25 protein-coding genes are annotated in these 23990 nt (G+C 66.9%); 15 read left to right on the top strand and 10 right to left on the bottom strand.

Going from position 1 to position 23990, the window contains the following annotated elements; genetic code table 11:
- The first annotated feature begins 249 nt into the window (after nt 1-249).
- The 3 genes from ACM6JT_RS19590 to ACM6JT_RS19580 all read left to right on the top strand — a co-directional run bounded on the left by ACM6JT_RS19590 (nt 250) and on the right by ACM6JT_RS19580 (nt 3243).
- Entirely contained in the window at nt 250-1449 is a 1200-nt protein-coding gene (locus ACM6JT_RS19590; RefSeq protein WP_243565818.1) for an amidohydrolase family protein, read from the top strand.
- A 79-nt stretch (nt 1450-1528) separates the two neighbouring features.
- The gene (locus tag ACM6JT_RS19585; RefSeq protein WP_414857088.1) at nt 1529-2713 is read left to right on the top strand and encodes an amidohydrolase family protein; all 1185 of its coding nucleotides are present in this window, start codon (nt 1529-1531) and stop codon (nt 2711-2713) included.
- A gap of 56 nt (nt 2714-2769) precedes the next feature.
- On the top strand, nt 2770-3243 hold the full coding sequence (locus ACM6JT_RS19580; protein ID WP_414857087.1) for a nuclear transport factor 2 family protein: 474 nt from the start codon (nt 2770-2772) through the stop codon (nt 3241-3243).
- Between the two features lie 55 nt (nt 3244-3298).
- Here the strand turns inward: ACM6JT_RS19580 and ACM6JT_RS19575 are convergent, their stop codons facing one another.
- On the bottom strand, nt 3299-4159 hold the full coding sequence (locus ACM6JT_RS19575) for a LysR family transcriptional regulator (protein WP_034181572.1): 861 nt from the start codon (nt 4157-4159) through the stop codon (nt 3299-3301).
- Nucleotides 4160-4755: 596 nt separating this feature from the next.
- Here ACM6JT_RS19575 and ACM6JT_RS19570 point away from each other — a divergent pair.
- Together ACM6JT_RS19570 and ACM6JT_RS19565 are read left to right on the top strand one after the other, a co-directional pair.
- Entirely contained in the window at nt 4756-5541 is a 786-nt protein-coding gene (locus ACM6JT_RS19570; protein WP_414857086.1) for an ABC transporter substrate-binding protein, read from the top strand.
- A 45-nt stretch (nt 5542-5586) separates the two neighbouring features.
- Entirely contained in the window at nt 5587-6435 is an 849-nt protein-coding gene (locus tag ACM6JT_RS19565) for a phytanoyl-CoA dioxygenase family protein (protein WP_105390598.1), read from the top strand.
- A gap of 92 nt (nt 6436-6527) precedes the next feature.
- On the opposite strand, the gene hutC is transcribed toward ACM6JT_RS19565, so the two are convergent.
- Together hutC and ACM6JT_RS19555 are read right to left on the bottom strand one after the other, a co-directional pair.
- Nucleotides 6528-7265, bottom strand: a complete 738-nt coding sequence (gene hutC / locus ACM6JT_RS19560) for a histidine utilization repressor (protein ID WP_034181575.1) — start codon at nt 7263-7265, stop codon at nt 6528-6530.
- A 31-nt stretch (nt 7266-7296) separates the two neighbouring features.
- Nucleotides 7297-7839, bottom strand: a complete 543-nt coding sequence (locus tag ACM6JT_RS19555; RefSeq protein WP_021158662.1) for a helix-turn-helix domain-containing protein — start codon at nt 7837-7839, stop codon at nt 7297-7299.
- Nucleotides 7840-7973: 134 nt separating this feature from the next.
- Here ACM6JT_RS19555 and ACM6JT_RS19550 point away from each other — a divergent pair, with 134 nt between their 5' ends.
- Genes ACM6JT_RS19550 through ACM6JT_RS19540 form a run of 3 tightly spaced genes read left to right on the top strand, consistent with a single transcriptional unit; the run spans nt 7974 to nt 10401 of the window.
- Nucleotides 7974-8753, top strand: coding sequence for an aldolase (locus ACM6JT_RS19550; protein ID WP_034181577.1), 780 nt, complete (start codon nt 7974-7976; stop codon nt 8751-8753).
- 50 nt (nt 8754-8803) lie between these two features.
- A complete protein-coding gene (locus ACM6JT_RS19545) occupies nt 8804-9700 on the top strand; it encodes a dihydrodipicolinate synthase family protein (protein ID WP_414857085.1) in 897 nt (298 codons plus the stop codon).
- Nucleotides 9697-10401 carry an MOSC domain-containing protein gene (locus ACM6JT_RS19540; protein ID WP_414857084.1) on the top strand — a complete coding sequence of 235 codons (705 nt, stop codon included), beginning with the start codon at nt 9697-9699 and terminating at the stop codon, nt 10399-10401. The genes ACM6JT_RS19545 and ACM6JT_RS19540 overlap by 4 nt, the downstream gene beginning before the upstream one ends.
- A gap of 25 nt (nt 10402-10426) precedes the next feature.
- On the opposite strand, the gene ACM6JT_RS19535 is transcribed toward ACM6JT_RS19540, so the two are convergent.
- Entirely contained in the window at nt 10427-11191 is a 765-nt protein-coding gene (locus ACM6JT_RS19535) for an SDR family oxidoreductase (RefSeq protein WP_414857083.1), read from the bottom strand.
- Between the two features lie 433 nt (nt 11192-11624).
- Here ACM6JT_RS19535 and ACM6JT_RS19530 point away from each other — a divergent pair, with 433 nt between their 5' ends.
- Nucleotides 11625-12332 carry a YceH family protein gene (locus tag ACM6JT_RS19530; protein WP_414857082.1) on the top strand — a complete coding sequence of 236 codons (708 nt, stop codon included), beginning with the start codon at nt 11625-11627 and terminating at the stop codon, nt 12330-12332.
- 90 nt (nt 12333-12422) lie between these two features.
- Here the strand turns inward: ACM6JT_RS19530 and ACM6JT_RS19525 are convergent, their stop codons facing one another.
- From ACM6JT_RS19525 to ACM6JT_RS19515, 3 genes are read right to left on the bottom strand one after another with little or no spacing between them, the layout of a single operon-like run.
- Nucleotides 12423-13688 carry a hypothetical protein gene (locus ACM6JT_RS19525; RefSeq protein WP_414857204.1) on the bottom strand — a complete coding sequence of 422 codons (1266 nt, stop codon included), beginning with the start codon at nt 13686-13688 and terminating at the stop codon, nt 12423-12425.
- On the bottom strand, nt 13688-14140 hold the full coding sequence (locus tag ACM6JT_RS19520; protein ID WP_414857081.1) for a hypothetical protein: 453 nt from the start codon (nt 14138-14140) through the stop codon (nt 13688-13690). Before ACM6JT_RS19520 ends, ACM6JT_RS19525 begins: the two co-directional genes overlap by 1 nt.
- A 1-nt stretch (nt 14141) precedes the next feature.
- Complete coding sequence (locus ACM6JT_RS19515) at nt 14142-14696, bottom strand: hypothetical protein (protein ID WP_105390637.1); 555 nt, start codon at nt 14694-14696, stop codon at nt 14142-14144.
- A 404-nt stretch (nt 14697-15100) separates the two neighbouring features.
- Between ACM6JT_RS19515 and ACM6JT_RS19510 the strand changes: the two genes are divergently transcribed.
- From ACM6JT_RS19510 to ACM6JT_RS19500, 3 genes are all read left to right on the top strand, one after another.
- A complete protein-coding gene (locus ACM6JT_RS19510; RefSeq protein WP_414857080.1) occupies nt 15101-16417 on the top strand; it encodes a lipase family protein in 1317 nt (438 codons plus the stop codon).
- A gap of 190 nt (nt 16418-16607) precedes the next feature.
- Nucleotides 16608-17738 (top strand): 3-deoxy-7-phosphoheptulonate synthase, encoded by a 1131-nt coding sequence (locus ACM6JT_RS19505; protein ID WP_105390591.1) that lies wholly within the window; start codon nt 16608-16610, stop codon nt 17736-17738.
- A gap of 149 nt (nt 17739-17887) precedes the next feature.
- Nucleotides 17888-18316, top strand: a complete 429-nt coding sequence (locus tag ACM6JT_RS19500; RefSeq protein ID WP_034181586.1) for a PRC-barrel domain-containing protein — start codon at nt 17888-17890, stop codon at nt 18314-18316.
- 208 nt (nt 18317-18524) lie between these two features.
- Here the strand turns inward: ACM6JT_RS19500 and dapF are convergent, their stop codons facing one another.
- Complete coding sequence (gene dapF / locus ACM6JT_RS19495) at nt 18525-19355, bottom strand: diaminopimelate epimerase (protein ID WP_243565810.1); 831 nt, start codon at nt 19353-19355, stop codon at nt 18525-18527.
- 269 nt (nt 19356-19624) lie between these two features.
- Between dapF and ACM6JT_RS19490 the strand changes: the two genes are divergently transcribed.
- The 3 genes from ACM6JT_RS19490 (at nt 19625) to trhA (ending at nt 22739) form a co-directional block, all read left to right on the top strand.
- Complete coding sequence (locus ACM6JT_RS19490; protein ID WP_034181588.1) at nt 19625-21703, top strand: carbon starvation CstA family protein; 2079 nt, start codon at nt 19625-19627, stop codon at nt 21701-21703.
- Nucleotides 21704-21715: 12 nt separating this feature from the next.
- A complete protein-coding gene (locus tag ACM6JT_RS19485) occupies nt 21716-21922 on the top strand; it encodes a YbdD/YjiX family protein (RefSeq protein ID WP_006480280.1) in 207 nt (68 codons plus the stop codon).
- Nucleotides 21923-22118: 196 nt separating this feature from the next.
- Nucleotides 22119-22739 carry a PAQR family membrane homeostasis protein TrhA gene (gene trhA, locus ACM6JT_RS19480; RefSeq protein WP_034181589.1) on the top strand — a complete coding sequence of 207 codons (621 nt, stop codon included), beginning with the start codon at nt 22119-22121 and terminating at the stop codon, nt 22737-22739.
- Between the two features lie 106 nt (nt 22740-22845).
- On the opposite strand, the gene ACM6JT_RS19475 is transcribed toward trhA, so the two are convergent.
- Together ACM6JT_RS19475 and ACM6JT_RS19470 are read right to left on the bottom strand one after the other, a co-directional pair.
- Nucleotides 22846-23277: a nuclear transport factor 2 family protein gene (locus ACM6JT_RS19475; RefSeq protein ID WP_131946596.1), complete on the bottom strand. Its 432-nt coding sequence runs from the start codon at nt 23275-23277 to the stop codon at nt 22846-22848.
- A gap of 119 nt (nt 23278-23396) precedes the next feature.
- Nucleotides 23397-23750: a DOPA 4,5-dioxygenase family protein gene (locus ACM6JT_RS19470; RefSeq protein ID WP_131946595.1), complete on the bottom strand. Its 354-nt coding sequence runs from the start codon at nt 23748-23750 to the stop codon at nt 23397-23399.
- Between the last annotated feature and the right edge of the window lie 240 nt (nt 23751-23990).

Raw genomic sequence — 23990 nt, 5'->3', positions numbered from 1 at the left:
CCTCCCGACGGGCCATCGGCATGCAGGCCGTCTCCGACGAGATCGGACCCCGCCGCCGCACCTTGCTGGCGTGGCGTCTGTGCCGCCCATCGCGAAATCGAATGCGCGGCATCGCGACATTTAATTGGCCTCGGGCGGTGGCGTCCGATATCGTGGCCGGATTCCCTGCCAACGGCCGCGCCGCGCCGGCTGCGGTTCCTCCCCCTGTCCGCGCCGGTGTCGCGCAGCGACCGCCCCACATTCCGAGCCATGACCGATCGTATCTTCATCAACGCCGTCGACGCCGGCGGACAGCCCATCAACCTCGTCGTCCGCGACGGCCGCTTCACCGCGATCGGCGCCGATTGCACGGCCGCGCCCGGCGCTCAGGCGATCGACCTCGACGGCCGCGTCGTGCTGCCCGGCTTCGTCGACGGCCACATCCACCTCGACAAGAGCTTCGTCGGCGATCGCTGGGTGCCGCACGAACCGGTCGGCTCGCTGCGCGAGCGTCTCGCGGTCGAGAAGCGCCAGCTCGCGGCTGCGCCGCCGATCGTCGAGCGCGCGAACGCACTGATCGCGCAGGCCGCCGCATTCGGCACGGTCGCGATGCGCAGCCACGTCGACGTCGACGCGACGACGGGCCTGTCGAACCTGCAGGCCGTGATGGCCGCGCGCGAACAATGGCGCGGGATCGTCGACATCGAACTCGTTGCGTTTCCGCAGGCCGGCGTCGTGACGTGCCCGGGCACCGCCGACATTCTCGACGCGGCCGTGCGCGAAGGCGCGGACGTGGTCGGCGGGATCGACCCGACGACGCTCGACGGCGATGCGGACGGCCAGCTCGACATCGTGTTCGGCATCGCCGAGAAGCGCGGCGCGAAGATCGACATCCACCTGCACGAACCGGGCGAGACGGGCATCGCGCAACTGCTGCGGATCGCGGCGCGCACGCGCGCGGCGGGGCTCGGCGGGCGCGTGAACGTGAGCCATGCGTATGCGCTCGGCGAAGTCGGTTACGACGACGTCCAGCGCACGGCGGCGGCGCTTGCCGAAGCAGGCGTGTCGATCCTGACGAACGCGCCTGGAGACTGCGCGTTTCCGCCGGTGCGGCAGTTGCGCGACGCGGGCGTGCACGTGTTCGCGGGTAACGACAACATCCGCGACGCGTGGTGGCCGTACGGCAATGGCGACATGCTGCAGCGCGCGATGATGGTCGGCTATCGGTCGGGCTTCTACACCGACGAAGCGCTCGGCGTCGCGCTCGACATGGCGACGCACGCCGGCGCGCGCGTGATCGGCAAGGAGAACTATGGAATCGCGGTCGGCTGCGACGCGACGTTCGTCGCGGTGCGCGCGCCGAATGCGGCGGCGGCCGTCGCGGGCGTGCCGGCCGAGCGCTGGGTGTTCCGCCGCGGCGAAAGCGATACGGGTGCGCCGTTCGCCCCCGCGCTGCGCTTCACGCGCTGACCGACCCGACCGCGGGCAGCGCGTGAAGCGCCGTGCCCACTTCGCACTGACCGCACTGACCGACCACCCCGGAACCGACATGACGAACCTGCTGATCCGCAATGTCCGCACGAGCGCCGACGCTGCGCTCGACATCCTGATCGAAGGCGATCGCATCGCGCGCGTCGGCCCGTCGCTCGACGCGCCCGCCGGCTGCACGATCGAGGACGGCGCGGGCGCGCTCGCGCTGCCTGGCCTCGTCGAAGGCCACACGCACCTCGACAAGACGCACTGGGGGATGCCGTGGTATCGCAACCAGGTCGGGCCGCGCCTCGTCGACCGCATCGAGAACGAACGGCACTATCGCGCGACGAGCGGCCATGACGCGGGCGCCGCGTCGCTCGTGCTGGCGCGCGCATTTCTCGCGGCCGGCACGACGCGCATCCGCACGCACGTCGACGTCGATACCGAAGCCGGGCTGCGGCACCTGCACGGCGTGCTCGCGACGCGCGAGACGCTGCGCGGGCAGGTCGACATCCAGATCGTCGCATTTCCGCAATCGGGCGTGCTCAAGCGGCCGGGCACCGACGCGCTGCTGTCCGACGCGCTCGGCGCGGGCGCCGACCTGCTCGGCGGGCTCGATCCGTGCGCGATCGAAGGCGATCCGGTCGAGGCGGTGGACGTGCTGTTCGCGATCGCCGAGCGCCACGGCCGCGGGCTCGACATCCACCTGCACGAGCGCGCGTCGATGGGCGCGTACTCGCTCGACCTGATCCTGCAGCGTACGGCCGCGCACGGCATGCACGGGAAGGTCACGATCAGCCACGGGTTCTGTCTCGGCGATCTTGCCGAACGCGAGCGCGATGCGCTGCTCGCACGGATGGCCGAACTCGGCGTCGCGATCGTCACGACCGCGCCGGCGGATGTGCCGGTGCCGCCGGTGGCCGCGTGCCGCGCGGCGGGCGTGACCGTCATCGGCGGCAACGACGGCGTGCGCGACACGTGGACGCCGTACGGTTCGCCCGACATGCTCGAACGCGCGATGCTGATCGGCATGCGCAACGATTTCCGTCGCGACGACGCGCTCGAAGTCGCGCTCGACTGCGTGACGCACAGTGCCGCGCGCGGTTGCGGTTTCGTCGACTACGGGCTGCAGCCGGGCAGCCGTGCGGACGTCGTGCTCGTCGGTGCGCTGACGTTCGCCGAGGCGGTCGTCGCGCGGCCGGTGCGGCGTCTCGTCGTGTCGTCGGGGAAGATCGTCGCGCGCAACGGCGCGCTGGTCTGAGCGCCGTGTCGCGCCGGTATGATCCGGTTTTCAGCCGGATTTCCCGGGAGACGACGATGCGACGCACGACAGCGGCACGGGCCGCACGATGGATGGCGGCGGCCCTGTTTGCCGTGAACGCCGCGCATGCGGTGGCGGCCGGCCCGAACGACGCGCAGCAGGAGGCCAATCGGCGGACCGTGCTCGCGTTCTACGAAAAAGGCCTGAACGACAAGGACGCGGACGCCGCGCTCGCGTATGTCGGCGAGCGCTACGTGCAGCACAACCCGAACGCGGCCGACGGCCGCGACGGCTTTCGCAGGTTCGTCGCGTTCCTGCGCGACAAATATCCGCAGTCGCACAGCGAGATCAAGCGCTCGTTCGTCGACGGCGACTACGTGATCCTGCACGTGCACGCGGTGCGCGAACCCGGCACGCGCGGCAGCGCGATCATGGACATCTTCCGGCTGGAGAACGGCAAGATCGTCGAGCACTGGGACGTCAACCAGCCGGTGCCCGAACAGGTCGCGAACGGGAACACGATGTTCTGAGTTACCCGTGGTGTGAAGCCCCCTTTCTCCTTCCTGAACGAAGCCCGCCGCTCGACTATTCCTCGTGCTCCAGCATCGCCGCGAGCGTCTTCGTCAGCTCGCTGACCATCGGGTCGGCCGTCGGCCGATGCAGGATGGCGATGTCCATGTGCTCGATCGGCGCGAAACCCTGCTTCGCGGTCAGCACGGTGTGCTCGTCCGTCACTACGCGCGCCGGCAGCACGCTGATGCCGAGCCCGTCGGCGACGGCGGCCTGGATGCCGCTCAGGCTCGACGTCGTGAAGCTGATCCGCCAGCGGCGACCGCGCTCCTCGATCGCCTTGATCATGTCGTCGCGATAGAGCCCGCGCGGCGGAAACACGACGATCGGCACCGGGTCGAGATCGATCGACGGATGCTTCGCGCTGTCGATCCAGCGCAGCTTCTCGGGCCAGCGCACGACGGCCTCGCGGCTGTCGCGGCGCTGCTTGATCAGTACGAGGTCGAGCTCGCCTCGGTCGTACGCGGCGCTGACGTCGCGGCTCAGTCCGCACGTCACTTCGAGCTTGACCTGCGGATGTTCGCGATTGAACGCGGCGAGCGCATGGGTCGTGCGGCCCGCCGCGAAATCGTCGGGCACGCCGAGCCGGATCGTCAGTGCGACCGTCGCCCCCGACAGCGCTTCCTGCATCTCGTCGTTCAGCGCGAGCATGCGCCGCGCATAGCTGAGCACCGTCACGCCCGCATCGGTCGGCCGCACGTCGCGCGTGCCGCGGTCGAGCAGGCGGTGCCCGGCGATTTCCTCGAGCCGGCGCACCTTCTGGCTGACCGTCGACTGCGTCGAGTGCAGGCGCGCGGAGGCGGTCGTGAAGCTGCCGCAGTCGGCGACCATCACGAGCGCGCGCAGCAGGTCGAGGTCGAACAGGGGTCTATTCATTTATGCACTTTTGCGGATTCGACTATTTCATTCTCAAATGCGTGCGACGACTTTTAACATGGTCGGATGTCGCAGGCAATCGCGGTTTCGCCGGACTTGGTGCGGCGTCGCGGGTGAAGTGGGCACGCTGCTCGAGCGCGGCGCGCAGGTCGATGCGCGCGACGGGCAGGGTCGCACGGTTGGGCAAATTTTCGTCTCGGGGGATTTTCGTCGCGGTATAGGTCGCATCATCAATACAGCCGAATCCGTATCGGACAGGACTTCACGCTACCCGCCAGTATAGACATCGCCATCCCGCCGATATCGGTAAAAACACGCTCTTTGGCAGGCATGCGTCGCACAGGGTAAACACCCGAAACTCCCGGCAATGCAGCCAAAATTCAAGCCCCATCCCTTCCTTCCCGCCCCCGCCCGTCCTCAATCTCCCTCACCCGCGTTCCCAGCGCTTGCGCTCAAAAATCACGCAGTCTAGACTGCACCGCAGTTTCATCGAAGTCCCCGTCTTTCGCGCACCGCTCCGCGCCGACATCCCGGCGCGGCGCCATCCACCGGACGCCGGCGGTCGCCCGCCGCGTCGAGACCTTCAAGGACACGTCATGATCCGCACTGCAAAGCTCCTCGTTACCGCGCTGGCGTTCGCGCCGCTCGTGTCGTTCGCGCAGGATACGTCGACGATCCGCTGGGGCATCGATCCCACGTATCCGCCATTCGAGGCGAAGCAGCCCGACGGCTCGCTCGCCGGTTTCGACATCGACCTGCGCAATGCGATCTGCGAGGAATTGCGCGCGAAGTGCGTGTGGGTCGAGCAGGGCTTCGACGGGATGATTCCGGCGCTGCGCGCACGCAAGTTCGACGTGATCATGTCCGCGATGACGGCCACCGACGAGCGGCTCAAGCAGATCGACTTCTCGAACAAGCTGTATGCGTCGCCGGCCGCGCTCGTCGCGCCGGTCGGCTCGAAGCTGCTGCCGACCGCGGCGTCGCTCGCGGGCAAGCGCATCGGGATCGACCAGGGCACGACGCAGGAGGCGTACGCGAAGGCCGAATGGGCGACCAAGGGCGTGACGATCGTCTCGTACCAGAACCAGGACCAGGTGTACCAGGATCTCGTCAACGGCCGCCTCGACGCGACCTTCCAGGACAAGACGCAGGCCGGCTACTCGTTCCTGAAGACACCGCGCGGCAAGGGCTACGCGTTCGCGGGCCCCGACGTGACCGACGCGCGCATCACCGGCTACGGCGTCGCGATGGGGCTGCGCAAGGGCGACGCCGACATGAAGAAGCGGTTGAACGACGCGATCGTCGCGATCCGCGCGAACGGCACGTACCAGAAGATCGCCGCGAAGTACTTCGATTTCGACATCTACGGCGCGAAGCCGTGAGCGCCGCACCGTGACCCCGTGATTCACTCAATCGACAGGCAAACCATGACGAGTATCCAGGACCGCGTCGCGCAAGCCGTGACGCCCGAACTGATCGCCGCGTTCCGCGAGGAAGGCGCGGTCTGCATCAAGGGCATCTTTTCGCCCGACGAAGTGGCCGCGCTCCGGGCCGGCATCGACGCGAATCTCGCGCAGCCGAGCGAGCGCGCGAAAGTCGCGAGCAGGCCCGACGATCCGGGCTGGTTCTTCGAGGATTTCTGCAACTGGCAGCACAACGACGCATACCGCGACTTCATCGTGCGCTCGCCGGCACCGTCGGTGGCGGCCGCGCTGATGGGCACGGAGCACGTGCGGCTGCATCACGACCACCTGCTCGTGAAGGAACCCGGCACGCGGCAGCGCACGCCGTGGCACCAGGATCAGCCGTACTACAACATCGAAGGCGACGACAACGTCAGCATGTGGATTCCGGTCGATCCGGTGCCGCTCGAATCGACGCTGGAATTCGTCGCGGGCTCGCATCGCGGGCCGTGGCTGATGCCGCGCACGTTCATGGACAAGGAGGCGAAGTGGTTTCCGGAAGGCAGCCTTGCGGACCTGCCCGACATCGAAGCCGATCGCGCGGCGTTCCCGATCCGCCACTGGGCGCTCGAGCCCGGCGACATGGTGTGCTTCCGGATGCTCACGCTGCATGCGTCGGGCGGCACGCAGAACCGCCGGCGCGCGTTCTCGATCCGCTTTGTCGGCGACGATATCCGTCACGCGCCGCGCCGCTGGAAAACGTCGCCCGATTTCCCCGGGCTCGCGGAGCAACTGCCCGACGGCGCGCCGCTCGAACACCCGCTGTTTCCGGTCGTGTGGTCGCGTGGTGCGGGGCAGGCCGGCGCGATCTGACCGGCGCATTTAACGAGCGCGGCGGGCGTTTCCGGACGAAACGGCCGCCGCGCGTTTTTTTGTGTATCAGCGTGTCTGCGTGTGACGAAGGATCAGGTCGGGTGGCGCCCGGCGCCCGGCTTGAAGCGTGAGCCGAGCCGGTAGCGGTTGCCCGGATGCAGGAAATGCACGAACGTGACGGGCAGCCCGTCCGTCCAGGTGCGGCGCGTGAGCGTGAGGCACGGCTCGTCGGCGCGCATGTCGAGCAGCCGCGCCTGTTCGCCGGTCGGCAGCGACGCGTCGACGACGTGCTCGATTTCCAGTTCGTAGTGCGACACGTTGTTGTACAGGTACTCGGATGGCGGCTCGACCTGGAAATCCTGGTCGATGAAACCGGGTGCGGCGGCCGGGTTCACGTAGCGATCCTCGAGCTGGATCGGGCGGCCATTTTCCTCGTGCACGCACACCACATGAAAGACCGGCGTGTTGACCGGCAGGCCGAACGCGGCCGCGACGTCGAACGATGCGGGCTCGCTCGACCGGCTCAGCACGCGGCAGCGGTATTCGTGCCCGCGCGCGCGGATTTCGTCGCGGATATGCGCAATCATCAGCAGGTTCGACTGCGGCTTCGCCTCGGCGACGAAGGTGCCGACGCCCGCGATGCGCTTCAGCACGCCCTCCTCGGTCAGTTCGCGCAGCGCGCGGTTGACCGTCATGCGCGCGACGCCGAACTGTGCGGCGAGATCGAGTTCGGACGGAATGCGGTCGCCGGGGCGCCAGTCGCCCGACTCGACGTTCTGGCGAACGAGCGTCTTGATCTGCTGGAACGGTGCGGTGGCCTTTGTGACCATCGGAAGATCCTTGCGCGGAAAAGTGACGAGTCTAGTCGTCGTGGCTGACGATGACCAGGATCTCCGCCTGCGCGGCGCCGAGGCTGCGCGTGCGGTGCGGGATGAGTGCGTTGAAATAGACTGAATCGCCGGTCTTGAGTTGCACCGTCTCGTTCGGAAACTCGATTTCGACACGCCCCTTGTGCACGAACAGGAATTCCTCGCCTTCGTGCTCGCGGAACGTCGACGCGACGAACTCGTGCGGCGGATGCACGACGAACGGCAGCATCTTCTTCGGCGCGACACCGGCCGCGATGCTTTCGAAGCGGTGCGCGTGGCTGTCGGCCGCGGCACCCATCGCCGTGCGCTCGCCGGCGCGCGTGACGGTGATCAGCTCGCGATTGCGGCTTTCCGAGAACAACTGCTCGACGTCGACATTCAGCGCCTTCGACAGCTTCAGCGCGACCGCGATCGACGGCACGCTCAGGCCGCGCTCGACTTTCGACAGGTAGCTCTTGGTGAGGCCGGTCTCGTCGGCCAGCACATCGAGCGTCCAGCCCTTCTGTTTTCTGAGCAGCTTCAGGCGAATCGTCATGGGGCGCCAGGTGTCCTTCGAAAAACCGATTGTAACGCATGACACGTTGTGTCATATAATGGATCGAGTGTCACAAACCCCGGTGGAAACGACTTCGGGCGACGCGACACATCCGACCCATTCAGGAGGCGAACATGGCGGAAACGCTGAATTTGACGAAAGAGGCGCTGGTCGCGCTGGCGGAGCGGCGTCTTGAGAACGAGGTGGGCGACAGCGGCTGGTCCGCGCGGCAGAAGCTCGCGCTCACGTGCCGGATCCTGTTCGACGCGGGCCACGATTCCGGCCTGGCCGGGCAGATCACCTGTCGCGCGGGCGACGCCACGTACTACACGCAGCGGCTCGGGCTCGGCTTCGACGAAATCTCGGCTGCGAACCTGCTGCGCGTCAACGAGGATCTCGACGTCGTCGACGGAGAAGGCATTCCGAACCCGGCCAACCGGTTCCACACGTGGATCTATCGCGAGCGCCCGGACGTGAACTGCATCATCCACACGCATCCGGCGCATGTCGCGGCGCTGTCGATGCTCGAGCAGCCGCTCGTCGTGTCGCACATGGATACCTGCCCGCTATACGACGATTGCGCGTTCCTGAAGGACTGGCCCGGCGTGCCGGTCGGCAACGAGGAAGGCGAAATCATCTCGAAGGCGCTCGGCAGCAAGCGCGCGATCCTGCTGTCGCATCACGGCCAGCTCGTGGTCGGCAAGACGATCGAGGAAGCGTGCATCCTCGCGCTGCTGATCGAGCGGGCCGCGAAGCTGCAACTGCTCGCGATGTCGGCCGGCGAGATCAAGCCGGTACCGCCGGCGCTGGCGCGGGAAGCGCACGACTGGATTTCGAAACCGAAGCGCGATGCGGTGACGTTCGACTATTACGCGCGCCGCGCATTGCGCACGCATCGCGACTGCATCGCTTGAACGAGCGCGTCGCTTCCGTCGCATTCACTCATCATTGAGGAATACACAACATGTCTATCCTGCTGCAAGGCATCATTGCCTACCCGGTCACGCCGTTTTCCGTCGACGGCGGCGTCGACCTGAAAACGCTCGATGCGCTGATCGAGCGCCTGATCGCCGACGGCGTTCATGCGATTGCCCCGCTGGGCAGTACCGGCGAGAGCGCGTACCTGTCCGACGCAGAATGGGAGGCGGTTGCCACCGCGTCGATCCGCGCGGTGCGCCGGCGCGTGCCGACCGTCGTCGGCATCTCCGATCTCACCACGGCGGGCGCGGTGCGCCGCGCGCGCATCGCCGAACAGGCCGGCGCCGATGCGGTGATGGTGCTGCCGGTGTCGTACTGGAAGCTCGGCAACGACGAGATCGTCGCGCACTACCGCGCGATCGGCGACGCGATCGGCATTCCGATCATGCTGTACAACAACCCGGCGACGAGCGGCGTCGACATGTCGCCCGACCTGATCGCGACGATCTGCCGGACCGTCGACGACGTCACGATGGTCAAGGAGAGCACCGGCGACATCGGCCGGATGCACCGGCTCGCGCAGTTGAGCGACGGCACGATCCCGTTCTACAACGGCAGCAATCCGATGGCGCTCGCCGCGCTGGCCGCGGGCGCGGCCGGATGGTGCACGGCCGCGCCGAACCTGAACGCCGCGTTGCCGCTCGCGCTGGTCGACGCGATGCGCGCGGGCGATCTGGCGCGCGCCAGGTCGGCCTTTCATGCGCAGTTGCCGTTGCTGCAGTTCATCGTCAACGGCGGGCTGCCGGTGACCGTGAAGGCAGGATTGCGCCTGCGCGGCTTCGACGCCGGCGAACCGAGGAAGCCGCTGCTGCCGCTTGGCGAAACGCGCACGCGCGAACTCGAACGCCTGCTTGCGGCACTGGCGGATGGTGTGCCGGCATGAACGATGAAGCACGGCCGGCGATCGCGGTTGCCATCGGCGCGGTGCGGGTCGGCACGAGCCGGCCGCTGGCCGGCACGCCGCACGCGAGCGCGATCGACAAGCGGCCGGTCGATTCGCGTCTGTGGCTGGGCGCGCTCGGCTTTGCCGGCGACGAGCAGGCCGATGCGCGGCATCACGGCGGGCCGGACAAGGCGGTTCACCACTATGCGCACGATCACTATGCGTGGTGGTCCGCGCAGATCGGCGCGCGCGACGTGCTCGCTCGACCGGGCGCGTTCGGCGAGAACCTGTCGACGCATGGCGTGACCGAGCACGACGTGTGCATTGGCGACGTGTTCGCGCTGGGCGGCGCCGTGCTTCAGGTGACGCAGTCGCGGCAGCCGTGCTGGAAGCTCAACGCGCGCTTCGATCATCCGCGGATGGCCGCGCTCGTGCAGCAAAGCGGCCGGACCGGCTGGTACTACCGCGTGCTGCACGAAGGCTGGGTGGCGCCGGGTGACGTGCTGGCGCTGCATGAGCGCAGCTTTCCGCAATGGCCGCTGTCGACGGTGCTCGATGTGCTGTACCGGCGCACGCTCGACATGGCCGCGCTCGATGCGCTGTGTGACGTCCCGGTGCTGCCGCCCGGCTGGCGCAAGATGCTCGAAAAGCGCCGGACCGAGCGGCAGGTCGAAGACTGGACGAAACGGCTCGAGGGATGACGGGCAGTGGCCCGTGGCTCACGGCTTACCTGGCCGGCAATTCCCGCACGTCGGCCGTCGGCGTGGAGCCGAACGCATCGCTCAGCGCATAGCCGATCAGTTGACGTGCGGCCGCCTCGGGCGTCGCGAGCGCGCCGCTCGACTTCAGCTGGTCGAACTTCTCGCGCATCGGGAAGCTGTCTTCGCTGGTCGAGCGGATCGTCGCCTGCATGCCCGTATCGACGACACCCGGCGCGACGCTGCAGATTCGCTGCGCGTGGTTCGCGTCGAGCGCGACCGCGCGCGCATGGTGATCGAGTGCGGCCTTGGTCGCGCAGTAGATGCTCCAGCCCGCGTACGCATTGCGCGCCGCGCCGCTCGACAGGTGCAGGATCCGGCATTCGGTCGTGGCGGATGCCGCCTGCGCGAGCGCGGCCGACAGCATCAGCGGCGCCGCGACGTTCAGGCCGACCGCGCGCGCTACGATCGCCGGGTCCTGCGCGGCGAGCGGGCCGATCGGATCGACGATACCCGCGTTGTTGAACAGCAGCACGATCGATGCGCCGTCGACGAAGCTGCGCAGCGTGTCGCCGGCCAGCCAGGTCGCGACGGCCGACGCGTCCGACAGGTCGAGTTCGACTTCGGCGAAGCGGTCACCGGTTTGCGATGCGAGCGACGGATGACGGCTGCGCGACACGCCGAGCACGGCGATGCCTTCCTGCAGCAGTTGTTCGGCGAGCGATGCGCCGAGACCGCGCGTGTGTCCGGTGACGATGGCGCGCACGTGCGGCGCGGAAGAGGATGCAGTCATGGTGGCGAACGGGTGATTGGGTGAAAAGGCGGGCGGTGTCGACGAGCGGCGCGCAGGCGCGGCAGCAGTGCGTGTTGGGCGGGTGATGCGTGGTATTGATGTGCAGAGGCGGTTGCGCGCGGCGCCGCGGATGTCCGCGTGAACGCATATCGTAGCGCCGGCATGCGTGCCGCGCAAACGCGGGCATGATTCCGTGACTGCGCCGCGGGCTGCGGCGTGTGTGGAGCGCGAATTCGCGAGTGCCGTACGCATGCATCGCCGCTTGGCACCGGGAGGCTAATACGTTGGACGAAAGCGACTGCGGCAAGTGCGCGCGCCGGCACGGCGAGCAGCGCCGGGCCATGCGTCGCGAGCTATCATATGGCTCGCCCGTTCGCGATGCCGGACGGGCCGCGACCGTTTCCCCTCACCTGCTGCACGCTGCGAAGCCACCATGAACACCACGCCGGATACGCCCACGCCACGCGCCCTTCGCGAACTCACGCCTCTCGAGGCCCGCATTCTCGGTGTGCTCGTCGAGAAACAGCACACGGTGCCGGACACCTACCCGCTGTCGCTGAATGCGCTGACCGCGGGCTGCAACCAGAAAACCGCACGCTCGCCGGTGATGAACGTCAGCGAGGACGAGGTCACGACCGCGCTCGACGGGCTGAAGCACCTGAGCCTCGTGATGGAAGGCAGCAGCAGCCGCGTGCCGCGTTTCGAGCACAACATGAACCGCGTGCTCGGCATCCCGAGCCAGGCGATAGCGCTGCTGACCATTTTGCTGCTGCGCGGCCCGCAGACGGCCGCCGAACTGCGCCTGAACAGCGCGCGCCTGCACGGCTTCGCGGATATCTCGTCGGTCGAGGCGTTTCTCGACGAACTCGCGGCGCGCGCGCAGGCGCTCGTCGTCCGGCTGCCGCGTGCGCCGGGCGCGCGTGAGAACCGCTGGATGCACCTGATGTGCGGCGAGGTGAACGTGGCCGACTTCGCGGGTGCGGATGCCGGCGGCGCGGATTCCGTGCCACCTTCCGAATTCGAGGCGCTGAAGGCCGAACAGAAACGCCTCGCGGATGAAGTGGCACGACTGAATGCGCTGGTTCAGCGGATGGCCAGCGAACTGGGGATCGACGTCGACGCGCAGGGCGACGCGTCTTGACACAATGACTGCGGTGCTTGCGCATCGACCGGCCTCGTCGCTGCGTGGCCGGGCCGATGCGCGATGCGGATACCGCTACGTACCGCAGCGTTACTTCAGCTTGACGCCTGGTACGAGATAACGCGCACCGTCCGGCTTCAGGATCGGCGCGAGCGCCGCAAATGGCGCGTCGAGCTGTGGCCCGAGACAGGCACCCGCCGCGTGGCCGATACCGGATACGGCGAACGACAGCTTGTCGGGCGCATCGAGTTCGAACGCAAGATACTGGGGGAACACGTCGGCGCACGACAGCGAATTGCCGTAGCCGTCCGTCGGCCGTTCGCCCGGCTCGGCCTTGTCACGTCGCTGCGCGATGAAGCGCATCAATGTGGCGCTCGTTTCCGTGTCGCCGTCCTTGCTTGGCGTAGCCGCGTCGATCACGCGATTCCAGTCGAGATACGCGCCGTGCAGCAGGTCGAACGTGACCGGATCGTAGTAATTGTCCGGGTACGCGCCGCCGCAGAACGTGCTGCCCGATTCCACTATGCCCAATGCCGCGCGCGACAGCCATGTGACTGTCACGTGCTCGTCGTCATAGCCGCCGAGCGTTCCGGCTGCCGGCCCGTCGTCTGTATAGCGTGTCGACGCGCATCCGAGCGCAGCGAGATTCATCTGCCAGTGCCGCTGCTCCAGCAGATGGTTGACCCGCGCCATCACGGCCGGATCGGGATGGCGGCTCAGCCGCGGATAGGCGAGCACCGTGCGCGGGTCGCTCCACATCCGGTACGCAACCGTGTCGTCGCCGATCTCGGAGCCAACTGGCCGTGCGTGCCCTGCGAGCTTCAGCGTTGCATAAGGTGCGTGCTTCATCTCGATGTCCGCGCTGCGCGCGATGCCGCTTCCGACGCCGCCTGCGGAGAGATCGGTGATGGCTTCGACGGAGCCGGGCGCTACCGCGTCGGGATCGTATTCTGCGACGCGGCGCAACGTGAAGGTGCGCGACCTGCCCGAGCGCGCTTCGGTCCAGCGGCCGCGGTAGCCGTCCTTGTCTCGCGTGCCGCGCCAGGTTGCCGTGGCATGATCGAAATCGGCACGCTCGCGGAATCCCGATGTGTTGCGTGCGTCGTCCGGCAACTGCGTGCGCACGAGCGGTTCGACCAGTTGCGCGGGCGTGCCGTGCAGCGGAATATCGACGCCGAACTGCACATAGAAATAGCGACCGGAGAGATTTCCGTCCGCGGCCGGGAGGTTGTCGAGTTCCATCACGACGGCTCCCGCGCCTTGCAGCGTTCCCTCGTAGACCGTGCGTGGCGCGGCATCCGACACGCCCGCGCGCAATGCGATCAGCATCCATGCGATCCGGATAAACGGGCGCATCACCAGCGGCACCCGGTTTGTTCGGAAGCATCGACATCCAGCGCCCTGCCGAACGCGGCTTTCTTGCCGGTGCGCGCATTGGTGTAGATCATCGAATAGATGTTGGCGCCCTGCGACATCATTTCGTATCTCCCGTTGATCTTGCCGTCGACCATTTCGACCCAGGTTGTCGTGAACTGGTGCGGACGGTCTTCGGCGAGCACTTCGTCCTCTTCGTGTTCGATCACCAGCGGGAGGGCCGTTTTCGATTTCGCGTACCGGACCATGCCGCCCGTCCAATTGACCGCATCGTCGTAATAGGTGCGCATCTCGAAGCGCACGGGTTTGTCGCCGTCCGATGTGAAACAGAACACTTCGGTGGAAACCTTGGCGAGCGCCGGCAACGAAATACAGAGCAGTACCGCGACAAGAGCTTTTTTCATGATGGTGGTGTGCAAGAGATAAAGCGACATTTCAACCGACACTGATCCGCGTAGCCCCCGCATCGACGAGCCGGAACAGCAGATCCTCGACAGCCGTCTCGGGCGCGGAACCGAGATCCGCATTGACGCGCCACCCCTGTTCCGTGCGAACCGGTTCCGACAGGTAGTGAACGATGCCATGCAGCCCGTCTTCGGCCGGCGTGTTCTCGTCGTCCACATCGAACCACGCGAAGAACCATGTCTTGAGCGCGTCGATCGCCGCGCTTTCGTCGAGGCCGTCGGCCTCGATCGCGGCCCAGTCCCACACGAACGGGCGGATCGACACGGCCGCCGTTTCGAGGTCGAACGCGAACGGCTCGAAATCCAGTTGCGAGGTCGAATCGACCATCGACGGCTGGCCGGCCGCGTCGCCTTCGGCCGGGATCGTGTCGGCCCGGCACGGCAGCGCGAGCGGCCCTTCGGTGGCCAGCGCGCCGTCGGCCTGCCGGTAGGCCGGTTCGACGATCACCGCCGGTTGCGCTGCCGCTTTCGCGAGCAGGTCGATATAGGGTTGGCGGATGGCACGGAGCAGTTCGGATACGGTCATCGTGGCGTGTCGGTTGGGCAGGAGACGATCGGTCACACGCAGGCGGTGCGCCGCGCGGCCCGCATCGCACGACGGGCCGCTTCGGTAACGGACAGCCGTGATCGTACGGCACTTCATCCGGGTGCGGGCAGTCGGCCGAACGGCCGGGGCGCCCGCATCGCGTTGCGGCGGATTTAGGCGTTTACCTTCAAACAACGGAAAACGCACGTCGATCGCGCTCCCGTTGTGCTTCAATTCATCCGGTTTGTACTCCTACTAAAATCGCAGATTCCGAACAAGCCGGATCATTCATTCACAGGAGACAGTCGATGGCTCGGAAACGGTTTTGAAGCGGCAATCGCGATGGTCTGCAACACCGCCGAACTTCCTTCGATGAAAGCAGGTTATCCCAGGGGCCCCCACCCATGTCCTCCAGACGTTTGATAATTGCCGCGGCCGCCGTGTCCGCTGCACTGGCCTTCGCCGCACCGCTGGCCAGCGCCGGTACGCCGACCGTGTCCGATCCGTTCTATACGTACACCGGCGCCACGCCATTGGCATCGATTCCACCGGGCACGGTGCTGAAGACGCGCAACGTCACCTATCACGTGGCCGGCATTCCGACCGCGCTGACCGCGCAGCAGCTGCTGTATCGCACCAACAACGCGCGGAACCAGCCGGTCGTCAACGTGACGTCCGTGATCCGGAGCGCGGTCAGCAACGGCCAGGCCATCTCGTACCAGTCGGCCTACGATTCGCTGAACCCGTACGACGAACCGTCGCAGGTGATCGCCGGCGACCGCGACGTCACGAAGGTCATCAACGTGGGCACGTTGTTCTACAGCGCGGAATCGATTCCGCTGTCGACACTGCTGCTGCTGGGCTACAACATCATCGTGCCCGATACGGAAGGCCAGACGGCGGACTTTGCCGCCGGCCCCGAATACGGGATGACGACGCTCGATTCGATCCGCGCGGCGCTCAATACGCCGTCGACCGGCCTGAATCCGTCGAGCAAGGTCGCGATGATCGGCTATTCCGGCGGGGCGATCGCGACGAACTGGGCCGCGCAACTCGCGCCGAGCTATGCGCCCGACATCAACAGGCAGCTCGTCGGCGCGGCGGAAGGCGGCGTGCTGGTCGACCCCGCGCACAATCTGCGCTATGTGGATGGCAGCATCGTCTGGGGCGGCGTCGCCGCGGCCGCGCTCGCCGGGCTGTCGCGCGGATACGGCTTCGACCTGACGCCCTATCTCAGCGACACCGGCGTTGCCGTGTTCAAGGACATCCAGAGCCAGTCGCTCGGGTACATCCTGCCGAAGTACACGGGCCTGCATTGGGCGACGCTGTTCAAGCCGCAATACGCGAACGACATCAACAGCATTCCGGTGTATGTGACGTATGCGAACAAGGTGAATGCGGGGCTGGCCGCGTCGCCGACGATCCCGATGTTTATCGGCCAGGGCACGGCGGGCGCGCTCGACGGCACGTTCGGCAGCCAGGTGGGCGACGGCGTGATGCTTGCGTACGACGTGCGCGCGCTTGCGCAGAAGTTCTGCGCGAGCGGCACGCCGGTCACATACACCGAGTATCCGCTCGAACATGTGGGCGCGATCGCGCCCTGGGTGGCCGGCATGCTGCCGTGGCTCTACGACCGCTTCAACGGGAAAGCCGCACCGAGCAACTGCTGGCTGACGGCGCTGCTGCCGAGCAATTCGCTGGCGCCCGAGACGCCGCACTAGACGCGCGGGGCGACGCGGTGAAGGGCAGGGCGATCCGCTGCGGATCGCCCTTTTTGCATCCCGCGCCTGCCGTCTGTCGCACGACCCTGACCGCCGTCACATGCATTCCCCCGCCACACCCGGCTGCCGCCTCTCCCGGGTGCCATAATCGAGCCTGCACATCATTCCAGACGTCCCCCGGAGAATCACCATGCAGAACCTCGACAATCCTTCCCACGATCGCGAGGTAGGCAGCGCCGACGCGACGCAGGACACCACGCGCATCGACGACGTCCGCATCGGCGCCGTGCGTCCGCTGATTTCGCCGGCGCTGCTGCTCGACGAGTTGCCGGTGCCGGCCGCCACGCAGACGCTCGTCGAGGATACGCGCCGCGCGATCGGCGACATCCTGCACGGCCGCGACGACCGGCTGCTGCTCGTCGTCGGCCCGTGCTCGATCCACGATCACGACCAGGCGCTCGACTATGCGCGCCGTCTGAAAGTTGCGGCCGATGCGCTGAAGGACGACCTGCTGATCACGATGCGCGTCTACTTCGAGAAACCGCGCACGACGGTCGGCTGGAAGGGCTACATCAACGATCCGCGCCTCGACGGCAGCTTCCGCATCAACGAAGGGCTGCGCGCCGCGCGGCAACTGCTGCTCGACGTCAACGCGCTCGGCCTGCCGGCCGCGACCGAATTTCTCGACCTGCTGAGCCCGCAGTACATCGCCGACCTGATCGCGTGGGGCGCGATCGGCGCGCGCACGACCGAGAGCCAGAGCCATCGCCAGCTCGCATCGGGGCTGAGCTGCCCGATCGGCTTCAAGAACGGCACCGACGGCGGCGTGCAGGTCGCGTCGGACGCGATCGTCGCCGCGGCCGCGAGCCATGCGTTCATGGGGATGACGAAGATGGGAATGGCCGCGATCTTCGAGACGCGCGGCAACGACGACGCGCACGTGATCCTGCGTGGCGGCAAGAGCGGCCCGAACTACGATGCCGCGCATGTCGAGGAATGCTGCGCGGTGCTGCGCAAGGCCGGGCTGCGCGAGCAGGTGATGGTCGACTGCTCGCACGCGAACTCGAACAAGTCGCACGAGCGGCAGATCGACGTCGCGCAGGATCTCGCGCGGCAACTGTCGCAGGGCGAGCACCGGATCGTCGGCGTGATGGTCGAGAGCCATCTCGAGGCCGGACGGCAGGATCTGAAGCCGGGCGTGCCGTTGCAGTACGGCGTGTCGATCACCGATGCGTGCTTGAGCTGGACGCAGACGGAGCCGGTGCTCGACGTGCTGGCGGAGGCGGTGCGGCATCGCAGGGTGTATTCGCGGAATGCGTGATGGGGCGGCGCCGACATGAGTGCTGCGTCATCGCGTTCGATGCAGCATCTCGCGAGTGGCGCTAACATGGGCCGGTGCGATGTGTCGCGCACGCAGGCGGCTAGGCCGGCCGCGGATATCGACAACAATTCACCGGAGTGCATAAAAGCATGGCGTTCTACAAAACCCTCATCGCAGCAACCATCCTCGCATCGAGCGTCAGCGCACACGCGCAGATCGCCGGCACACAGCCGCTCAGCGTCACCGTCGAGCAATCGCAGGCGCTGCTCGAAGGCTGGAGCGTGAAGAAGAGCGTGCTCGGCAAGGCCGTCTACAACGACGCGAACCAGAAGGTCGGCACCGTGCGCGACCTGATCGTCGCGCCGGACGGCTCGGTGTCGGCGGCGATCGTGTCGGCCGGCGGTTTCCTCGGCGTGGCCGCGCATGACGTCGCGGTGCCGATCGCGTCGCTCGACGTGCGCAACGGCAACATCTACCTGCCGGGCGCGACGAAGGATGCGCTGAAGGCGACGCCGGCGTTCCAGTACACGAAGGTGCCGTCGCCGCCGAAGCCGAAGAAGATCGACGACAAGCACTGATCGATGCAGCCCGGCGCGCGCTGCGCCGGGGCAGTCCGACCGCGGGCGATGGCTGCTCCCGCGCGTCGGCGCGATCGTCGGAGGCCGGACGCTATATCATGGCGGCGAACGGATTGCGTCGACGATCGATGACGACGCGGCTGCGTTGCCGCAGTGCATCCGGCGCGAATCGGTATCGCGATTCACGCCGCAGCACGAACGCCGGCGATCAGCTTGCCGGCATCTTCCCGTCCACCCACACCCCGTCGAAACCGAACGCGACCGGCCCGCTCAGGAACACGCTGCCGGTGCCGTCCCATTGAACGGCGACGTCGCCGCCGTCGCATTCCACCCGCACCGTAGGGTCGAGCAGCCCGCGCCGGATGCCGTTGACCACCGCGCCGCACGAACACGAGCCCGAACCGAGCGGCACGCCGCCGCCGCGCTCCCAGATGCGCAGGCGGATATGCGTGCGGCTGACGACCTGAACGAAATGCACGTTGGTTTTCAGCGGAAACAGCGGATGCGTTTCGATTGCCGGGCCGAGCGTTTCGATATCGATCGCATCGAGATCGTCGACGAAGAACGTGCAGTGCGGATTGCCCATGTTGCACGCGGCCGGTGCGCCGGGCAGCGGAAGGGCGAGCGTGTCGACGGCTTCGGCGACGGGCACGTCCCGCCAGCCGACGCGCGGCGTGCCCATCTCGACCGTGATCAGCCCGTGCGCATCGTGCGAACAGAGCAGGCGCCCGCGGTTGGTGCGCAGCACGACCGACGCCGCGCCGGTTTCCCGCATCAGCTTCCACGCGACGCCGCGCGTCGCGCTGCCGCAGGTATCGAGCGCCGAGCCGTCGGGGTTCCAGAACGCGACGCGGGCGGCCGCGTCGTCGCAGTCGGATAGCACCGCGAGCTGGTTGAAGCCGATGCCGCGATGCCGGTCACCCATGCGCCGTACGAGGTCGCGGTCGATCGCCTGTGTGTATTCCCGATCATCGCCGCGCAGGTCGACGATGACGAAGTCGTCGCCATTCGCGTTCATCTTCTGAAATCGGATCGGCATGGCGGTTCCGGAATCGAGGCAGGCGAACACTGTACGTGGCTTGCCGGGCGCGATCAATCGCGACCGGATAAGGTATATGCGGCACGCTCTACGTAATTCTACGTAGCCCCGCATACGTAGTTATCCGCTTGTAAGCCGCCCCCGTCGCACGGAATACTACGGCCCATTGCCGCGGCCTTTGCAAGACCGCGGCACGACGCATCGACGTCACGCGTGTGCGGCCACTTCGCCGCATGCCATCAAAACCACATTGGAGACCAGGAGACGCCATGAATCGGGCTTCCAGTACCCTGCTCTGGATCGCGGTCGCGCTGCTCGGCGCGTTCTCGTTCGGAACGATCGCACTCGCGCACGGCGAGCGCGTCAGTGCCCTCTGGATCGTGATCGCCGCTGTCTGCGTGTATCTGATCGCGTATCGCTTCTACAGCCGTTTCATCGCCAGCAAGGTCATGCAGCTCGACGGGCTGCGGATGACGCCGGCAGTCAAGTACAACGACGGCCTCGACTACGTGCCGACCAACAAGTACGTGCTGTTCGGCCATCACTTCGCCGCGATCGCCGGCGCGGGGCCGCTCGTCGGGCCCGTGCTCGCCGCGCAGATGGGCTACACGCCCGGCATGCTGTGGATCCTGGCCGGCGTCGTGTTCGCCGGCGCGGTGCAGGACTTCATCGTGCTGTTCATCTCGACGCGCCGCGACGGCCGCTCGCTCGGCGATCTCGTCAAGATGGAGCTCGGCACGGTGCCCGGCGTGATCGCGCTGTTCGGCGCGTTCCTGATCATGGTGATCATCCTCGCGGTGCTCGCGCTGATCGTCGTGAAGGCGCTGACCAATTCGCCGTGGGGCACGTTCACCGTCGCCGCGACGATTCCGATCGCGCTGTTCATGGGCGTCTATACGCGCTACATCCGTCCGGGCCGCATCGGCGAAGTGTCGATCATCGGCTTCGTGCTGCTGATGGCGTCGATCGCGTTCGGCCAGACCGTGCACGATTCGCCCGCGCTCGCCGCATGGTTCACGTTCAGCGGCACGCAGCTCACGTGGATCCTGATCGGCTATGGCTTCGTCGCATCGGTGCTGCCGGTGTGGCTGCTGCTCGCGCCGCGCGACTACCTGTCGACGTTCCTGAAGATCGGCACGATCCTCGGCCTCGCGATCGGCATCCTGGTCGTTGCGCCGGAACTGAAGATGCCCGCGCTGACGAAGTTCGTCGACGGCACGGGCCCGGTGTGGTCGGGCAACCTGTTCCCGTTCCTGTTCATCACGATCGCATGCGGCGCGGTGTCGGGCTTCCACGCGCTGATCTCGTCGGGCACGACGCCGAAGCTGATCGACAACGAAACCAACGCGCGCTTCATCGGTTACGGCGCGATGCTGATGGAATCGTTTGTCGCGATCATGGCGCTGGTCGCCGCATGCGTGATCGAGCCGGGCATCTACTTCGCGATGAACGCGCCGGCCGCCGTGCTCGGCTCGACGCCGGAAGCCGTCGCGAACACCGTCACGCAGTGGGGCTTCGTGCTGACGCCCGACATGCTCACGCAGACCGCGAAGGCCGTCGGCGAAACGACGATCATCGCGCGCGCGGGCGGCGCGCCGACGCTGGCCGTCGGCATGGCGCACATCCTGCACCAGGTGATCGGCGGCGAAGCGATGATGGCGTTCTGGTATCACTTCGCGATCCTGTTCGAGGCGCTGTTCATCCTGACGGCCGTCGACGCCGGCACGCGCGCGGGCCGCTTCATGCTGCAGGATCTGCTCGGCACGTTCCACCCGGCGCTCAAGCGCACCGAGTCGCTGCCCGCGAACCTGGTCGCCACCGGGCTGTGCGTGGCTGCGTGGGGCTACTTCCTGTACCAGGGCGTGGTCGATCCGCTCGGCGGCATCAACACGCTGTGGCCGCTGTTCGGCATCTCGAACCAGATGCTCGCCGCGATCGCGCTGGTGCTCGGCACCGTCGTGCTGTTCAAGATGAAGCGCGAGCGCTATGCATGGGTGACGATCGTGCCGACGGCATGGCTGCTGATCTGCACGCTGACGGCCGGCTGGCAGAAGATTTTCGATGCGAACCCGAAGGTCAGCTTCCTCGCGCACGCGGCGAAGCTGCAGGCCGCGGTGGACGAAGGCAAGGTGCTCGCGCCGGCCAAGTCGATCGCGCAGATGAAGCGGATCATCTTCAACGACTACATCGATGCGGCGCTGGCCGGGCTGTTCATCTTCGTCGTCATCAGCATCGCGGTGTACGGCGCGATCGCCGTGCTGCGCGCGCGCCGCGAGTCGAAGCCGACCGTGCGCGAGACGCCGTACGAAGCGATGCCGGCCGCGCAGGCGCTCGGCAGCGGACGTTAAGGGGAGGCCGCGATGTTCAGCGATCTTGGCAGCGACCTGCGCAGTGCGGGGCGTTACCTCGGGCAGGCGTTGCGGCTGATGGTCGGCCTGCCCGACTACGACACCTACGTCGCGCACATGCGTGAAACCCATCCGGACCGCGAGCCGATGACGTACGAGGAATTTTTCCGCGAGCGTCAGAATGCGCGGTACGGGTCGGGAGCAGGGAAGTGCTGCTGAACCGGGCCGGTGAAACGGTTCGGTGATTTACAAGGAAGCGCCGCGATGGATTTCGCGGCGCTTTTTCTTTGGCGGGGTGGGCGGTGCGCCTATCGCGGGTATCGCCGCGTCGTTTGCCGGCGCGCAGCACGGCAAGGTCCGGTGGCCGGTATCATAGAACTCATTTTTCCCCGGTGGACCCGCAGGAGAACACGTCGTGCATGTCGGTGAGCGTTTCAACAGCATTTCCCATCTCGTCGGCGCGGTGCTGTCGGTGGCCGGCCTCGTGGCGCTCGTGACGATGGGCGCGCTCGAAGGCGACCCGTACAAGGTGGTGAGCTTCAGCGTGTACGGCGCGATGCTGATCCTGCTCTACGCGATCTCGACGGCGTACCACAGCGTGCGCAACCCGCGCCTGAAAGCGATCCTGCAGAAATGCGACCATTCGGCGATCTACCTGCTGATCGCCGGCAGCTACACGCCGTTCACGCTGGTCACGTTGCGCGGCCCGTGGGGCTGGTCGCTGTTCGGCGTGAGCTGGGGGCTCGCCGTGCTGGGCATCGTGCAGGAACTGACGCTCGGGCGGCGCACGCGCATGCTGTCGATGATCCTGTACGTGCTGATGGGCTGGCTCGCGCTCGTCGCGGTGCGCCCGCTGATCCATGCGCTGCCGCCGGTGGGCACCGCATGGCTCGTGGCCGGCGGCGTGATCTACAGCGCGGGCATCTACTTCTTCATCAACGACGAGCGTATTCGCCACGGGCACGGTATCTGGCACCTGTTCGTGCTGGCCGGCAGCCTGTGCCAGTTCGTCAGTGTCGCGATGTATGTCGCGTGAGCGCAATGCGGTGTTGACCCTGTGACGACGCGCCACGGGCGCGTCCGGGGAATGCGCTATCGGCGCGCGGCGGTTTGCATGGGCGCGGCCCGCTCGCCGGCGGCCGTCATGCGCGGTCGGGCGCCGGCGTCGCGGCTTGCAGCGCGAGAAAGCCGACCCATCCCCAGTACACGCGATGATGCGCGATCAGCCCGTCGTGCAGATCCATCACCTCGACGAGATCGACCTGGTCGCCTTCCGGCGTTTCGCGCGGATATTCCCATGTGAGCTGGCGGCCGTTCGAGAAGAACAACCCGGTCCGGTACCAGCGTCCGAGCCGGTTGCCCGGATTGCGCAGGCCGGCCGCGAAGAACTCGCCGATCGCGGCCTTGCCGTGCAGCACGCCCGAGCCGTGGTCGGGCAGCGCAACGACGACGAGCGGCGTTTCGAGCACCGCGTCGTCCGCGTACAGCGAAATCAATGCATCGAGGTCGCGAGCGACAACGGCGGCATGCCAGCATTCATGGATGCGCCGGGCATCGGCGTCGGTGTATGTCATGGCGGGTTCCCTGAAGTGTCGATAACGGAACCCACTGTATTGGCGCGACGCCGCGAGACGTTTCACGTCGGCCCGAAACGTGGATGCGGCCCTGGTTGAAGGCGGCCGCGCGCCAGACCTTATCCGGCCAGCGCGTCGAGATTCAGCACATACGATTTGCCGATCCACACCGCGCAATCGCGATGGTCGCGCAGGTCGTCGCCGGTATTCGGATGCAGGAAGATATCGAGCGCGCCGTGGTTCAGCACGAGCCACGGCACGATGTCGTCGAATCGCGCGGCGTCGAACGCGATCTGGTACGACCAGGCCGGATGCGGGCCGACGAGGCGTTCGTGAAAGCGGCCGAGTTCGATGACCGCGCCGAGCCGTTCGTCGACGACCTGGCGAAACGCCCAGGCCGCGTCGCGGCTGGCCGCATCGAAATAGACGTGCGCGTGCCAACTGTCGATGGCGGTGGTGTCGAGGGCAGCCATGGAAGGACTCGATAAAAAAGGGAATGCATGAGGCGCCGTGCGAAACGGCCGATGCATGATTATCGCGCGTCCTTGCCGTATGCGTCGTGTCGCGATCCGGCAATCCGAAGCCGATGATTTGTCCTGTATCAGAAGAATCGTTTGATCCGATGAAACCGGGCTTGTGGTATCCGCATGCGCGATATCACGCGGGAAGCCGCGCCGGCACGTGCGCTGGCCGGGGTGGCACAGGCAACACAT

This window comes from Burkholderia sp. IT-111MI5 (assembly GCF_949752865.1).
Classification (GTDB): Bacteria; Pseudomonadota; Gammaproteobacteria; order Burkholderiales; family Burkholderiaceae; genus Burkholderia; species Burkholderia pyrrocinia_C.
Note: the sequence above shows the minus strand (reverse complement) of the source record. Positions and strands in the feature narration are given on the sequence as shown.